This window comes from Bacteroidota bacterium (assembly GCA_030706745.1).
In the GTDB taxonomy this organism is placed as follows: domain Bacteria; phylum Bacteroidota; class Ignavibacteria; order Palsa-1295; family Palsa-1295; genus PALSA-1295.
This window is the reverse complement of record JAUZNX010000006.1, coordinates 208,708-223,536: the sequence shown is the minus strand read 5'-3', so window position 1 is coordinate 223,536 and position 14,829 is coordinate 208,708. Positions and strand designations below refer to the sequence as shown.

Annotated in this window: 17 protein-coding genes; all 17 read left to right on the top strand. The window is 53.6% G+C overall.

Going from position 1 to position 14,829, the window contains the following annotated elements; translation table 11 throughout:
- Positions 1-570 (top strand): T9SS type A sorting domain-containing protein (locus Q8902_09320; protein ID MDP4199759.1); only part of this gene is annotated, 570 nt, incomplete at its 5' end.
- Positions 571-821: 251 nt separating this feature from the next.
- The gene (locus Q8902_09315) at positions 822-1,253 is read left to right on the top strand and encodes a hypothetical protein (GenBank protein ID MDP4199758.1); all 432 of its coding nucleotides are present in this window, start codon (positions 822-824) and stop codon (positions 1,251-1,253) included.
- 53 nt (positions 1,254-1,306) lie between these two features.
- Positions 1,307-2,074: a TSUP family transporter gene (locus Q8902_09310; protein MDP4199757.1), complete on the top strand. Its 768-nt coding sequence runs from the start codon at positions 1,307-1,309 to the stop codon at positions 2,072-2,074.
- A gap of 3 nt (positions 2,075-2,077) precedes the next feature.
- Positions 2,078-2,347, top strand: a complete 270-nt coding sequence (locus tag Q8902_09305; protein MDP4199756.1) for an AtpZ/AtpI family protein — start codon at positions 2,078-2,080, stop codon at positions 2,345-2,347.
- Positions 2,348-2,520: 173 nt separating this feature from the next.
- Positions 2,521-2,964: a hypothetical protein gene (locus Q8902_09300; GenBank protein MDP4199755.1), complete on the top strand. Its 444-nt coding sequence runs from the start codon at positions 2,521-2,523 to the stop codon at positions 2,962-2,964.
- Complete coding sequence (atpB, locus tag Q8902_09295; protein ID MDP4199754.1) at positions 2,961-4,064, top strand: F0F1 ATP synthase subunit A; 1,104 nt, start codon at positions 2,961-2,963, stop codon at positions 4,062-4,064. Before Q8902_09300 ends, atpB begins: the two co-directional genes overlap by 4 nt.
- A 70-nt stretch (positions 4,065-4,134) precedes the next feature.
- Positions 4,135-4,362: an ATP synthase F0 subunit C gene (gene atpE, locus Q8902_09290; protein ID MDP4199753.1), complete on the top strand. Its 228-nt coding sequence runs from the start codon at positions 4,135-4,137 to the stop codon at positions 4,360-4,362.
- Positions 4,363-4,448: 86 nt separating this feature from the next.
- Positions 4,449-4,955, top strand: coding sequence for a F0F1 ATP synthase subunit B (atpF, locus tag Q8902_09285; protein MDP4199752.1), 507 nt, complete (start codon positions 4,449-4,451; stop codon positions 4,953-4,955).
- Positions 4,952-5,506, top strand: a complete 555-nt coding sequence (gene atpH, locus Q8902_09280) for an ATP synthase F1 subunit delta (protein MDP4199751.1) — start codon at positions 4,952-4,954, stop codon at positions 5,504-5,506. Before atpF ends, atpH begins: the two co-directional genes overlap by 4 nt.
- A 5-nt stretch (positions 5,507-5,511) precedes the next feature.
- Positions 5,512-6,381: a hypothetical protein gene (locus Q8902_09275; protein MDP4199750.1), complete on the top strand. Its 870-nt coding sequence runs from the start codon at positions 5,512-5,514 to the stop codon at positions 6,379-6,381.
- Entirely contained in the window at positions 6,381-7,925 is a 1,545-nt protein-coding gene (gene atpA, locus Q8902_09270) for a F0F1 ATP synthase subunit alpha (GenBank protein ID MDP4199749.1), read from the top strand. The genes Q8902_09275 and atpA overlap by 1 nt, the downstream gene beginning before the upstream one ends.
- Positions 7,926-7,984: 59 nt before the next feature.
- Positions 7,985-9,112: a GWxTD domain-containing protein gene (locus Q8902_09265; protein MDP4199748.1), complete on the top strand. Its 1,128-nt coding sequence runs from the start codon at positions 7,985-7,987 to the stop codon at positions 9,110-9,112.
- Between the two features lie 61 nt (positions 9,113-9,173).
- Positions 9,174-10,076, top strand: a complete 903-nt coding sequence (atpG, locus tag Q8902_09260; GenBank protein ID MDP4199747.1) for an ATP synthase F1 subunit gamma — start codon at positions 9,174-9,176, stop codon at positions 10,074-10,076.
- Positions 10,077-10,141: 65 nt separating this feature from the next.
- Positions 10,142-10,828, top strand: a complete 687-nt coding sequence (locus tag Q8902_09255) for a YggS family pyridoxal phosphate-dependent enzyme (GenBank protein ID MDP4199746.1) — start codon at positions 10,142-10,144, stop codon at positions 10,826-10,828.
- 70 nt (positions 10,829-10,898) lie between these two features.
- Positions 10,899-11,420, top strand: a complete 522-nt coding sequence (locus Q8902_09250; protein ID MDP4199745.1) for a DivIVA domain-containing protein — start codon at positions 10,899-10,901, stop codon at positions 11,418-11,420.
- Positions 11,421-11,443: 23 nt separating this feature from the next.
- Positions 11,444-13,846, top strand: coding sequence for an FG-GAP-like repeat-containing protein (locus tag Q8902_09245; GenBank protein ID MDP4199744.1), 2,403 nt, complete (start codon positions 11,444-11,446; stop codon positions 13,844-13,846).
- 6 nt (positions 13,847-13,852) lie between these two features.
- Entirely contained in the window at positions 13,853-14,794 is a 942-nt protein-coding gene (locus tag Q8902_09240) for a glycosyltransferase (protein ID MDP4199743.1), read from the top strand.
- Positions 14,795-14,829: the final 35 nt, after the last annotated feature.

Here is a 14,829-nt window from a genome sequence, read left to right as displayed (position 1 = left end):
TTTGCCGCCAACGGCCCGATCATCCGGTCCACGGACTCCGGCTCGAACTGGACACAGCTCAGTCTCACAGCTAACACGAGCAGGCTGGCATCCAGTGGGCCGTATCTCTTTGCTGGCACGGATTCCGGTGTGTATGTATCCCTTGACTCTGGCAATACCTGGCGCCAGGAGAACGATGGCCTCGGCAAGTATTATCAGGTCAATTCTCTGTGTGTCTTCGATACGCTACTCTTTGTCAATACGGCCCTGGGTTTTCCCTATTATACGGCCATGCGCCCGATCCGGGAGATGGTGGACACGACGAAGAGCGCGGTGGCGGCAGGGCCGGTGCCGCAGGATACGCTTTCGATTTATCCGAATCCAGCGACCGGGCTTGTTACGATTTTTGCTGGCACAATTCCGATTGAACGAGTGAGTGTGCTTAATCTGCTCGGAGTGGGAGTTCTCAACTCTCCGAATCCACACACATCCGAACTTACGCTTGATCTTTCCGAGTTGCCTTCGGGGACCTACATCCTCCAAATCATGACCGCGAAGGGGACCATACTGCGGAAGGTTATCCGAGAGTGATTGTAAAATAAAGTTAAGAATTAATGCAGCAACCGGCGAGTTAATTCTTGTTATATAAGCGGAGGGGGTTCTCTTCATCAAATCCATCCTTCCAGTCACGATTGGGTCCGTTCATGAATTTTTTCCGAAAATCAACAACAAAATTATTCGGCAAGATGGGGAAAGTGTGGCTCGAGGAGGGGTGAAGTGTTTGCTGATGAGTTTCCCGGGCACACCTGTTGCTCCTGCAGTGGTCGAAAGGAGAATTCATCATGGCGTTCACGGTATCATCCGGGACTATTCAGACGAAGCAGACCACGCACGTGCATACGGGCCCGGCGTATCAGGCGTATCAGATTTTGCACGTTGGCTTCAGCCTGTTGCCGCTGATCGTTGGTCTCGATAAGTTTTTCGACCTGCTCGCAGGTTGGGATAAGTACCTATCGAATGCGTACGCGAGCCTATCGCCATTCGATCCAGTCACAACGATGAAGGCCGTCGGGGCAGTCGAGATTATTGCGGGCTTCATCGTGGCGTTCCGGCCAGCGATCGGAGCGTACATCGTTGCCGTGTGGCTGCTGGGGATCATCGTGAACCTGCTGTTGCTGCCAGGATATTACGATGTGGCCTTGCGCGATTTCGGTCTATGCCTTGGTGCGCTTGCGCTTGGTCGCCTCAGCGAGGAGTACGATCACCGCCACTGATGTGAGTGGCCGATCGGCGACACAACTTGCTCTCGCTCTGTTGTCGCGTCACCTTGATCACGACACCACTTCTGATCCTCTGTCTCGTCGCGTTTCTGGCGGGCTTCGTGGATGCCATTGTCGGCGGCGGCGGATTGCTCCAGATCCCAGCGGCGATCGTGCTGTTCCCGGGCATCCCAGTCGCGACGATGATCGGGACCACTAAGATACCATCGTTCTGCGGGACCAGCATGGCGGCAATGCAGTACTCGCGACAGGTCACGCTGAACTATAAGCATTTGGGACTCATGGCAGCAATCGCGAGCGTTGCTGCATTCAGCGGCTCTCGAGTCCTGACGCTTGTGAGCAACGATTTTATGAAGCCGCTCCTGCTTGTGGTACTGACTGCCGTGGCAATCTATACCTATACCAAGAAGAATTTCGGAGTCCACACGGAGCAGGAACATTCCGAGCGGTCGCATCTGATCTATATCGTTTTGATCGCACTGGTGATCGGATTCTATGATGGGTTTATCGGTCCCGGCTCCGGGAGTTTCCTGATCCTGACGTTCATCACGTTGCTCGGCTTCGATTTTTTGAAGGCGAGTGCGACCGCGAAATTCGTGAACCTCGCTACTAATACGGGGTCGATCATCCTGTTCGCGGCAAGCGGGAAGATCATCTATGGCATCGCGCTCCCAATGGCGGCCTGCAACGCAGCCGGTGGATTCTTGGGAGCTAAGTTGGCGATTCTGAAAGGGAATAAGTTCATCCGGATATTCTTTCTGAGTTTGGTGGTTGTGATGATCGTCCGGTTTGGGTATGATATTTTTTGGAAATAGCAGATGACCGATGACCTGAAATCACGCGCCGAGCGCGAAATGGCAGAGCAGCAGAAGGCGATGCGCGAGATGGGTCCCTATATGACGATGGGGATCCAGCTCGTGCTGACAATCCTGGCATTTTTCGGACTCGGGTATTGGCTGGACAGCACTCATCATTCTGGATCGCTTTGGCGGGTTGTCTGCACCGGATTTGGGGCATTTGCAGGCCTGACGTACTTCGTCCTAACAGTGCTTCGGTTGTCGAAAAATGATGAAACGAAAGGCGGCTGAATTGCATTTGGTGCGCGCCGCCGCACGGGAAGGGTTGGCCTCAAAATGGCCTAATTCGACGCGAAAGGTAACAAACGGGTGAGATTTGCGTAAAGCAAGCCAGAAATCTCCCGTCCATGACAACAATACAGCGAGAGAGAGACGATTTGAGCTTACGACCGAAGACTTCCGCCATGGCCCTGCCAGCTAGCAAGCTTGCCGTGCGGAGCGTGACAGAGCTTCTGGCCAGCCAGGAGGCGACCCGGTTCTTCCTCCGGCAGTACTACCGCCTGACGTTTGCACTGGTTGCCGTGGCCACAGTCCTGATGTATTTCCTGGCAACTCCGGCGTTCATGCAGGCGTGTTATTTTGGGATGGCATTCCCGATCGTCACCAGTTTCGTCAGCTTCCTGATCACCGAGTGGGCATTCGAGCAGCCGAACATGATCTTTTTTACGGTTGCGATCATGAGTGTGATCGTCCGCATGTTCAATTTGCTCATTGCATTTTGCGTCGGGTACCTCATCCTGAAGATGAACGGCGCCGGGGTGATAATTGGATTGCTCGCGACGTATTTCTCCTATCTGGTGATTGAGATCGCCTACATCCACAACAAAGGGAAGCTGCTCGGGCAATGATGGAAGGCCAGGATACGATCGCGTTAACCTCGTCCCAGACTGCCCCAGCCGAGGCGGCCAAGCCGAACTTCTTCAATGAAGGGTTCGGATTTCTGGGCAACCACCACACCCTCGATTTTACCCTCGATGCCGGCCCGGTTCATTTTGGCAAGGTGCCACTGCCGTATATGTTCTTCGACCAAGGTAGCTTCCACTATTTTGGCAGTGAGTCTTCCTTAGTTTCGACGGGTGTCTACACGACCGATATGAGCAAGGAAGCCTCGCCGATTGGCGAGAAGGGGAAGGCGATCCGTAAGGACGGCCATCCGATCGGATTAGACCTTTCGATCACGTCGAATTTGTTCTTCTTGCTATTTGGAACGCTCATCACGTTGGTTGTGCTGCGCACCGCTGCGTCCAAGGCCAAGAAATCGCTGGTGCCAAAGGGGCTTCGGAATATGGTCGAAGTACTTATCGTATTCGTGCGCGACGACATTGTTTCGCCGAACGTCGCTGAACCATATGGCGAACAACTTCTGCCTTATTTCCTCACGACGTTCTTCTTCCTCATGATCGTGAACTTGTGTGGGCTGCTGCCATACGGACACACGGCGACGAGTTCGCTCGAGATCACCGCGGCACTCGCAGTCTGCACGTTCATCGTCACCCAGGTGGTCGGTATTCGCTCGCAGGGTATTAAGACGTTTCTGCTCCACCTGACGGGTGGATTGCATGAGATGGAGCTTTCGATCTTTATGAAGATCTTCCTGCTCCTCATCATGGTGCCCATCGAGATCATGGGGCTATTCACGAAGCCATTCGCACTTGCGATTCGTCTTTTTGCGAACATGACGGCAGGGCACATCATCATCGTGTCGCTCATTTGCCTGACATTCATGTTTCACAGTCTGGCGGTCGGCGCGTTCGTGACGGTGCCGTTCTCGCTATTTGTCTATCTGTTAGAGATTTTCGTTGCGGTGCTGCAGGCGTACATTTTTACGACCCTGTCGGCAGTATTTATCGGGATGATGGCGCACTCAGAGCACGATGAGCATGTTCACGACAAGGACTTGCCACATCCGCCGGATGGCGATCATCTGATCGGGACGGTCCATGCGTAGCAAAATGCGCATTCGTCCGTATAAGCGTTTGGCAGTTGCATTTACGTTACATAAAGGACAATAGACTACTATGAATCCAGCAGGATTTGCATTCTTAGGAGCCGGAATCGGAGCGGGTGTTGCGGTGCTCGGCGCAGGACAAGGTATCGGCAAGCTCGTTTCGTCGGCTATCGAGTCATTGGCCCGTCAGCCAGAGATGGCAGGCGGTCTTCGCACGACGATGATCATCGTCGCGGCGCTCATCGAAGGTATCGCGCTCTTCGCGCTCGTTATCTGCATCATTCTCGCGACCAAGTAACGAGTGGATGAGTAACGAGTAGCGAGCGGCCTTTGCCGCTTGTCATCACTCGCTACTTGTTGCGCGTTACTCGTTACTGAACGAGCATGCTTGAAATCAACCCAGGTCTGATGATCTGGACGTTCATCATCTTCATCGGTCTCCTCGTGATTTTGGGGAAGACCGCATGGAAGCCGTTGCTCGCGTCGTTGAAAACACGCGAGCAGGCGATTGCCGATTCGCTCGACCGAGCAGAACAGGCGCGCGCCGATGCGGAACGTCTGATCGCGGAAAACCAAAAGGAACGCGTCCTTGCCGAAGCGGAAATCCAAAAAGCGCTGAAGGAAGGGCGTGACTACGCCGAGAAAATGCGCAAGGACCTGGTCGAGAAAGCCAAGGTCGAAGCGGCCCGATTGCTGGCACAGGCGCGGCTGGAGATCGAACACGATACGCAGCATGCGATCCGTCAGCTTCGCTCGGAAGCCGCCGATCTTGCCATTCTGGCGACATCCAAATTGCTGGATGAGAACATGAATGAGGACCGGCATCGCGCTGTCATCAATAAGATGATCGCCGATATGCCAGATAATCAGCGCTCAAAAGTCACAGCATGAATCGACGCATCGCACATCGGTATGCATTAGCACTGATCGGATTGGCCGAGGAGCTTAAAATCCTCGACCCAATTGCCGATGATATGCATTCTCTTGAAGAGACCATTCGCGATTCGCGAGGACTGAAGATCCTGCTAGGAAGTCCGGTCGTGAGCCCAGACCGGAAGCTCAAAGTATTGCGGGAGATCTTCGACCATCAGCTTCAAGAGCAGACGATGGCGTTCGTTTCGTTACTGGTTCGTAAAGGCCGATCCGAATATCTCTTTGCGACAGCGGAAGAGTTTTTGAATATGCTTGACGCCCGTCGCGGCATTTTGCATGCGCGTATTCAGAGCGCAAGTACATTGTCGGAAGAGCAAAGGATCGAAGTGCAGGCGAAGCTCGAACGAATGACTGGCAAACGGATTCGTCCGGCATTCTCGCTCGATCCTGAACTTCGCGGTGGATTCATCGCTCGGATTGGCGATGAGTTGGTCGATGCCAGCCTTTCCCACCAACTCGAATTGCTTCGCGAACAATTTCAGCGTGGTGGTTCGCCAATCTTGAATTGATTGTTGTGCGAGTCTTCTTGCTTTGCCTTCTTTCCATTGCATCGGTCTTACTTGTCTCGACCGTCCATGCGCAGCAACCCAATCCTGGGACCCAACCTTCCCATGTGACCCAACCATCTCATGGAACGCATAAGCAGCGAAGACCAGCAAAGCCATCGGTCCGGATTATGCCTGCTGCGGTCTTTCATCCAACGTGTAACCTAGACTCCAATTCGGTCGGATACTTTTTTTTTCCGCCGAACCTTGGTGCTGAGTGGATGATGCGCACCATCTCCCAGATCATGGATGCACATAGCAGAGTATTAAAAAGCGATACCACCTTCAGTTTCGAGCGGGTCATCAGCGACTCCAATCGAACATTGCAGGGATTGCCCATTTTGCGGTGCTCGTCCTCATTTCCGTTTCACGCTGGCGCTCAGGATAGTGCGAAGCGTAAGGAAGTCGAGTATTACCTCGACGACTCCGTCATCGTTGCAGTTATGAACCACTCGGTCTCCAACGGTCTGAGTCACATCCTGTTGGTGAATCCCCTGCGGGTAGGAGCCTCCTGGCGAGATGACGCTGACGATACGATCCGAACAAAGGTGATTTCGCTGGATGAACCGGTCACGACTTCGTTGGGGACATTTCCACACTCCCTTGTCGTTCAGTCGCGGGTCGGATTTGGAGAGCTTTCCAAGTACTTTGTTAAAGGGGTAGGCATTGTCAAAACGGTTTATCGTGGACTATCTCCGCGAGAGAATGGATCGTTTGTCGTCACGACGGAACTCGTCCGGCTTGATGCCGGCGATCCGAAACGAAGTATCAAGTTTCGATTCCCAAAATTAGTAGCGAAGCCGATCGCAGTACCGAAAACGAAATCAAGGAAGAAGTAATCATGGCAGCAGTGCGTCCGGATGAAGTCAGTGCCATTCTTCGTCAGCAACTGGCGGGGTTTGAGAAAGAAGTCGATGTCTATGACGTGGGCACGGTGCTCATGATTGGCGATGGCGTCGCACGCGTGTATGGTCTTTCGAAGGTCATGGCTGGTGAGTTGCTGGAATTCCCGAATGGAGTGCTCGGCATGGCCCTGAATCTCGAAGAGGACAATGTCGGCGCCGTTTTGTTTGGTGATGAAACCCTTGTCAAGGAAGGGGATACCGTCCGCCGAACCAGCCGTATTGCCTCGATGCCGGTCAGCGATGCCATGTTGGGGCGCGTGGTCAATCCGCTCGGCATTCCGGTCGATGGCGGTCCGGAAATCACACCAGAGAGATATCTTCCGCTCGAACGCAAGGCGCTTGGTGTGATGCAGAGGCAGCCCGTTAAAGAACCGCTGCAAACCGGTATCAAGGCAATTGATGGAATGATCCCGATTGGACGCGGCCAGCGCGAACTCATTATCGGCGATCGCCAGACTGGAAAGACAGCGGTTGCGATCGATACGATCATCAACCAGAAGTATACCCACACAGAAGAAGCTGCCAAGCGCGGCATCCAGCCCGTCTATTGTATTTATGTGGCGATCGGTCAGAAGGCTTCGACCGTTGCGAACGTGCGCACTAAGCTCGAAGAGCAGGGCGCGATGGCATTCACAACGATCATCATTGCCACAGCATCCGATCCGGCACCACTGCAATTCATCGCTCCATATTCCGGCGCAACACTTGGCGAGCATTTCCGCGATTCAGGACGACATGCGCTCGTGGTGTATGACGACCTTTCGAAACAAGCCGCAGCGTATCGTGAAGTTTCCCTATTGCTTCGCCGGCCACCGGGACGCGAGGCCTACCCCGGCGATGTGTTTTATCTTCACTCACGCTTGCTCGAGCGTGCGAGCAAGCTGTCGAACGAACTCGGTGGCGGATCGCTGACGGCGCTTCCCGTGATCGAAACGCAGGCTGGCGACGTATCTGCATACATTCCCACGAATGTGATTTCGATTACGGACGGTCAGATTTATCTCGAGCCGAATCTTTTCAACGCCGGTATCCGCCCTGCCATCAATGTTGGTATTTCGGTTTCACGCGTGGGTGGAAGTGCCCAGATTAAGGCAATGAAGAAAGTTGCCGGCACTTTGCGTTTGGATCTCGCACAGTATCGCGAGCTCGAGGCATTTGCCAAATTCGGCTCCGATCTTGATAAGGCGACACAGCAGATGCTTCGTCGCGGTCAGCGCCTTGTCGAACTTCTCAAGCAGGGCCAGTATCAGCCGTTGCCGGTCGAGGAGCAGGTAGTCTCCCTGTTCGCAGGCACTCAAGGATTTCTAGACATGCTCCCAGTCGAGGATGTTCGCCGATTCGAGCTTGCTCTACTCGAAGCGATACGGGTTCGGCAGCCCGAATTGCTCACCGCCATTGCAGATAAGAAGGAAATGACGCCGGAGATCACCGAACAACTGAAGAAGACAATCGGCGATTTTGCCGCCAGTTTCAAATAGGCCGCACGAGTGCGGCCACTCGGGTGCTCCGAATTAATGCTTCGTGTGTTAGTCCTTTGATGACTAATTGCGCGAAACGACTCATCGTCTCCTTTTGCCTTTCCGGCGTGATGTTTTCGGGCACCTGCCTGCGAGCCCAACAAGCAGATAGTACACACGCCGATTCTCTCGGTCGTACGGCGTTTCGGACAACGAATGTTGTGCCCTATGCACCATCGGGGCTCGAGCGGACAATCGATTTGGTACTCAGTGGAGGGGCCGGACTCTATGATCGAGGCAGCACAAGCGGGTTTCAGGCGATGGCCAATGCCGATTTCTTTGCGCGAACAAGTTCGCTCAATCTGACAGCAGGATTTCACTTCGGGTTTTCTAAGCCAGCCACAGAGGGCCTTACGCTGGGTCTCAGATTCCCGATTTCGGAAACAGATCCCAACCACGGTATCTTCGCTGATGTAGCGTTGCTCGTGACTGATAATGGTCAGGATAGCGATGCTTTCCAGACAGGGCTACGGGGTGCGCTCGCTGCGAGGTCCGGACTGTTTGAATATCGATTGGCAGCCGAGTTTCGGCGTCTGCCTTTTTCTGGTGGGCCGCTCGAAGCATGGGGAGGAGTTGAAGCGGGGTTTGCTTTCAATCTTCTCCGTGAGGGAATTCGTGAGCCTTCTCGGAAGGATTCCCTCTGGGCCGCTCTGAAATATATCGCGAGCGCGCAGGATTTTGAGGATTTGCAGAGGGTCCAATCCAGTGCTGAACTTGATCGCTGGCTCGATAGCTTCTGGGAAAGCAGGAATCCGACTGGCTCGCCTCGCAACGAGGTCCGGGAGGAATATATGCGTCGCATTCGGTTCGCGAATGAGCACTACGGGACCGAGCATCATTTGGGCGTGGCAACAGACATGGGGCGCGTGCTGCTGCTCTATGGCGAGCCGGATCGCACTGAAAATGCCTTTTCGACCGTCAGCCAGGACCGAAAATATCAACTTTGGGTCATGGAAGGCAGAGTGAAGGGATACCAAACGGCAATATTTTTGTTTGTCGCGCTCGAAGGCGGACGGTATTCTGCCTATTATGTGGGCCAGGGCGGATTTCGGGAGGTTTATTCGAATGTTCGAGGTGAATATTCCGATGGCATTCCCAGCGATTTGCCACCCGCGATGCTCAATTACGTTCAGACGTTTGGAAGATAGAAGTGCTGAGTGCTAACTGCTCAGCAAAAGATAGTTATTACTTAGCACTCAGCATTTACCCATGGCGACATTACGCGACATTCGTCGGCGCATTGCAGGCGTTAAATCCACCTCAAAAATCACGCAGGCGATGAAGATGGTCGCGGCGGCCAAACTTCGCCGTGCGCAGGATTCCATCAATGCCGCACGGCCATATGCTCGCGCGCTCGAACATCTGCTCAAGGAGTTGCTTCGCAGCGCCTCCCTCGAAGGGGCGCGCTCACCATTGCTATCCGGGCGGAGTTCGGATAAAGATGAGCGCGTGATCCTGATCGTGGTGACAAGTGACCGGGGTCTCGCTGGGGCCTTCAATTCGAATTTGCTGAAGTTTACGGAGAGCCGCATTCGCGATCTGTATCAGGCGCACAAGGATTCAGGCCGACTATCGATTGTTCCGATCGGACGCCGATCGACAGACTATTTCACCAAACGCGGCTACAAGATCGCAGCCAAATACCCCGGCATCTTTACAAAGCTCGAGTTCGATACCGCGCGCTCGATCACACTGTTTGTCAGTGATCTGTACAATCGCGATGAGGCCGACCGGGTCGAATTGCTTTTCAACGAATTCCGCTCCGTCGTGTCGCAGCGGCCAATTGCGGAGCGATTGATGCCAGTCCTCGATCCATCGAGTTTTGTCGAAGGTAAAGGCGAGCCCGAGCGGGATTATATTTTCGAACCGGACCCGATCTCGATCCTGAATGTTCTGGTGCCGCGACACCTGGAAACCATGCTGTGGCGCGCATTGCTCGAATCCAATGCGGCCGAACAAGGAGCCCGCATGACAGCAATGGATTCCGCCACGCGCAATGCGAGGGACCTCATTAGCGCATTGCAGCTTACCTATAACAAGGCCCGTCAGGCCGCGATCACAAAGGAAATTCTGGAGATTTCCGGCGGCGCCGAGGCACTGGCGAAGGGATAAGTTGCAGACTAGATTGCACGGATCGGGAATGATACCCAGGATTGATCCGCGGGATTGAAGATTACGTGACATCACAGAATCTCAGATCTATCGAGAGTCGAATCAGGGATGCTTGTCGCCGCGCCGGACGTGAGCGCAAAGATGTTCGCTTGCTGCCTGTTACGAAAACCCGATCCATCGCGGCGGTTCAGCAAATGTATGATCTTGGTCTCCGAGATTTTGGAGAGAGCCGCGTCCAGGAATTGTTAGAAAAGAAGACCGCGCTTTCGGCTGATATTCGCTGGCATTTTATCGGCCATCTACAATCGAACAAGGTTCGGCAAATAGCATCCTTCATAAGTTCTGTTCAATCGATAGATTCGATAGAGACCGCACGTGAGCTTGCGAAAAGAGCAGCCGAGCACCAGAGAGTCATTCGCATTCTGGTCGAGGTCAACATCAGCGGTGAGGCGCAAAAGCAGGGCGTGGCTCCACGTGATGTCCAAGCCTTAGTGGTTCAAATTGTGGAAACGTGTCCAAGTCTCGTCGTTGCAGGCCTGATGGGGATGGCGTCGCTCGAAGAAGATCTCGGGCGGACGCGACCGCAATTCCGCATCCTGCGCGAACTTCGCAATGAGATTCAGGAACGGCAACCGCAATTAAAGAGCTTTACAGAGCTATCGATGGGCATGTCGAACGATTTCGAAATTGCCATCGAGGAAGGAGCGACTATTGTCCGTATTGGCAGCGCACTTTTTGCGAGCGATGAGTAGTGAGTAACGCCTGTTGCTCGTCTGCTGTTACTCTTCGCGCGTCATTTGGCACCCATAACCCGTTACGATCATGCGTCTGAGCGCCCTCGAAATCAAGAAGAAGGAATTTCAACAGAAGATGCGCGGCTGCGACCCCGAGGAGGTGCAGGCGTTTTTGGATCAGGCCTCGATGGAAGTCGAGACGCTTGGTACGGAAAAAAAAGAGCTCGAAGATGCACTGATGACCGCGCGGGAACGGCTCGAACATTACACCGCGCTGGAGCAAACAATTGAAAAGACGCTCGCCGCGGCGCAACAGACGGCCGTCACGATGACCGAGCAGGCGAAACGCGAAGCCGAATTGATCCTCCGAGAAGCCGAGATCGAGCGTTCACGCAAACTGAATGATGGCCGAATGGAGAACGAGCGCGTGGAGCGAGCGTTGCTAACACTCCGAACGGAGTACGACGTAACGCTGGCCCGCATGCGTTCCCTGCTGTCGAGTTTCTCCACGTTTGTTGCAACGCTTGAACGAGACCGGGAGAATACCTCCATGTCGACGAATGGTATTCCCTCCATTGCAACAAGCGAAGCCGCCACTGCAAGTGTCTGATATTTCTTAGATCGGAGTCTCCGATGCGAATTGTACTATCGTTTCTTTTTGCACTACTCGCCGCCGGTTGTTTGCGGGCACAAGTCTGTACCGTTAAGCATGATGGTGGGATCTACTCCGGTCATGATGCGACTGGAGGTCACCCACTTTGGGAGGAGAGCGTCATGCTCCAGCCAAAAGGGCCCTGCAAAGTTGTCCTGCTTTATCTGTATCTCTTCGGCACGACGCCGGTCCAGGACACGATTTGGCTTGCCGGCGATGCCTCCGAAGGTCTGACGCCACCGAGCCATTATGTCTGGGACCATAATCTATTGACAGATCCAATCGTATTTACCACGAATGGTAAGACAGGCTGGGATACAATCGATATTAGCGACCGCAATGTCCGAAGCGATGGCTACGATCGCATCGTTGTGCAGCATCGCTTGAGAACAGGAGGCCCGGCGCTTTGCATTGCGCGTGGTGGGCTCACAAAGCCGGTTGCATCTTTTTTGTATGATCCCTGGACGCCCAATTCGGGCTTTTACAACATTCCGGGGATTCTGTATCTGCCCAGCGGCGACTACATGGCTCGGCTCGGGGTGCGCTATGATTATCCGGCCGGCGATTCTTCTCAAGCTCCTCCGCCAGCTACGCTTGTCGATGTCGCCACGCAAGTTGGTCTTGCTTCGGGTAGTGCACATGTCCTGGCTGATAGGGTGAGTGTCGCTGATTGGAATGGTGATGGATGGGATGACATAGCGATCGGCTCGATGTTTTTCCAGAACAAGGGCGACGGTACGTTCCAAGACGTTTCTTCGAAGATCAATATTGCCGCTTCGTCAACGGTATGGGGCGATTTCGATAATGATGGCCTGATCGACTGTTATGCAATCAATGGTGGCACGGGTGACAAGCTCTTCAAAAATAATGGCGATGGGACTTTTACCGATGTAACGGCACATTCCGCCCTGATGAATCCCTACCCAACAGTTACGCCGATTTGGTTCGATTACGATCACGATGGCTGGCTCGATCTCTACATTGCGAATGGCCGTTCCGTTGATGCGCAAGGCAATGAGACCTATCATCCACAGAAACTCTGGCACAACAATCAGAATGGGACCTTCACGGATGTCAGTGACGATGCGCAAATTACCAATGGCGATCCGGATCCTTACTATGACTGCTGGGGTGCCGCACCGGGTGATTACGATCGCGATGGATGGCCAGATATATTCGTAGCCACGTACCGTCTCGCCCCAGATTTACTCTTTCACAATTTGCATGACGGAAGCTTCGAGGAAGTCGGTGCCGCGACGGGTGTACAAGGAACCGAGACCGTTGTTCCGAACTATTTCGGACACGGTATTGGGTGTGATTGGGGTGATTTCAATAATGATGGCTTGCCGGATCTTGCAGTCGGAAACCTCGGTCATCCCGATCAGCGCGGGCAGTATTCGAATCCGTCGCTCATTTTCAAGAATGGTGGCGGTCCCGATTTTCAATTTACGGACATGCACCAGCAAATGGGGCTCAAGTTTCGTGAGATGAATGCCGGCATTATCTGGCTCGATTTGAATAATGATGGGTATCTCGATCTTTGGCATTGCCAGTACTCTTACAATGATGTTGGAGATACCGTAGGTCTTCCGCTCATCGAGCAGTACCGTCCATCGCGGATGTATTTGAACGAGGGGCCAGACAGCAACTTCCGTCTTAAGGATGTCACGTGGCAGCTTGGTTCACTGATTCACGGGTCATGGACTGCTGCACGTGGGGATTTCAATCATGATGGACGTATGGATATTGTCGCGGCGAGTGGCAAGAAGAGCCAGGGCGTGAAGCTGTTTCAAAACAATATTGCGGGTGCCGGCAACTGGATCGAAGTTCGGCTCAAGGGCGACCCGGTGCACAAGGTCCCGATGGATGCGTATGGAACCTCGATCACCGTTTGGGCGCATGGCATGCAGATCTATCGGGATCTGATGGGCGGCGGTAGCGGCACAACCGGCACTCAAAATACCAACATGTATCACTTCGGTCTCGGAAGCGCAACGGTTGTGGATAGTTTGGTCATTCGGTATCCGAATTCCCGGCGCCGCACCATGTATGATGTTGCTGCAAATCAGTTATACACCATTCCTTATGATGAGAGTAAGAACGCTGTTCTATTGGGATTACAGGGTGCCGTGCTCCAGGTTGGCGAAGTAACGACCAGCTCTTCCGCAGCAAGTGTTTCCATTACAATGCCGTCAACGGCGCACAGTCTCACGCTAAGGATTCTAGATGTGCTTGGGCATGTACTTGCTGTGTCAATTCATTCTGAGGCTCTCTCCGGTCCGCAGTTTCTGCGGCTCGCTTCGCCACTTGCCAGCGGCATTTATTTTCTGCAAGCGGAAACCGAGCATGGCAGTGTGAGCCGCAAGTTCAGCGTCCTGCGCTGAGGAACAATGCCTGCTCCGAAAATCAGTGTCGTCGTCATCACGCGCAACAGGCTCGCATACCTACGAGAGTGTGTGGAGTCGGTCCTCTTGCAGGACTATCCAGCGTTCGAACTACTGATCGGAGATAACGGCTCGACGGATGGTACGGTCGAGTATCTTCGAGAGTTGACAGGACGTGACAACCGCGTGATGGCGCTTTTCAATGGCCGCAACCTTGGTTCGTGCGAAGGACGCAATCTGTTGCTTCAGCGTGCGGCGGGGGACTTGTGGTTTATCATCGATGACGACGCCGCATTTCAATTCCGGGACGATCTTCTCAAAGTAGTCTCGGTGTTCGAGAAGCACACGAGAGCCGGAGCAATTGGATTTACCGTTGTCAATGCCGACGATCCAAAGACACTTAATCTTTGGATGTATCAGGCCAATCCCGATCGCGCTCGGAACACGGAATTCCGCTCCGCACAGTTTGCAAGCTGTGCCGTGTGTTTCCGGCGGGAAGCGATGGAGGTGTCGAAGTTTGCACCGGGAGAATATTTTGTCAATTCGTTCTTCTATAGCTGGGATGAATTCCCAATCGCCTGGCGGCTGCTCGAAACCGGATGGGAATGTTGGTATTCTCCGTTGGTCGCAATCCGGCATTATGGTTCATCGACAATTGACGTTCCGACGGCCCACCGTGTGCGATTAGATGCGAAAAGTATTGGCCAGTTTGCCGGACTGATATTGCCCTTTCCGCATGGCTGGTGGCGGTATGTGGTACGGCTCAGCCTCTGGATGCTGAAGCGCGCTACGCGCACGCACACGCTGAAAGCGTGCCTCACCGGATTCTTGGAAGGCATCCCCGCGTTCTTCTCCGAACGCCGAAAGCGTATCAAGGTACGGGCTTCAACAGTCCGGGGCTTTATTCGCTTGGTGGAAGCTGAGAAAATAATTACGAATTACGAATGACGAATTACGAATGAGCTTCATTCAATTCGTAATTC

Coding starts and splice junctions, on each gene's coding strand:
- atpF (MDP4199752.1), top strand. CDS start 4,449: ATGCTTGAAATCAACCCAGGTCTGATGATCTGGACGTTCATCATCTTC.
- Q8902_09245 (MDP4199744.1), top strand. CDS start 11,444: ATGCGAATTGTACTATCGTTTCTTTTTGCACTACTCGCCGCCGGTTGT.
- Q8902_09240 (MDP4199743.1), top strand. CDS start 13,853: ATGCCTGCTCCGAAAATCAGTGTCGTCGTCATCACGCGCAACAGGCTC.
- atpB (MDP4199754.1), top strand. CDS start 2,961: ATGATGGAAGGCCAGGATACGATCGCGTTAACCTCGTCCCAGACTGCC.
- Q8902_09305 (MDP4199756.1), top strand. CDS start 2,078: ATGACCGATGACCTGAAATCACGCGCCGAGCGCGAAATGGCAGAGCAG.
- Q8902_09315 (MDP4199758.1), top strand. CDS start 822: ATGGCGTTCACGGTATCATCCGGGACTATTCAGACGAAGCAGACCACG.
- Q8902_09250 (MDP4199745.1), top strand. CDS start 10,899: ATGCGTCTGAGCGCCCTCGAAATCAAGAAGAAGGAATTTCAACAGAAG.
- atpG (MDP4199747.1), top strand. CDS start 9,174: ATGGCGACATTACGCGACATTCGTCGGCGCATTGCAGGCGTTAAATCC.
- Q8902_09265 (MDP4199748.1), top strand. CDS start 7,985: ATGACTAATTGCGCGAAACGACTCATCGTCTCCTTTTGCCTTTCCGGC.
- Q8902_09300 (MDP4199755.1), top strand. CDS start 2,521: ATGGCCCTGCCAGCTAGCAAGCTTGCCGTGCGGAGCGTGACAGAGCTT.
- atpE (MDP4199753.1), top strand. CDS start 4,135: ATGAATCCAGCAGGATTTGCATTCTTAGGAGCCGGAATCGGAGCGGGT.
- atpH (MDP4199751.1), top strand. CDS start 4,952: ATGAATCGACGCATCGCACATCGGTATGCATTAGCACTGATCGGATTG.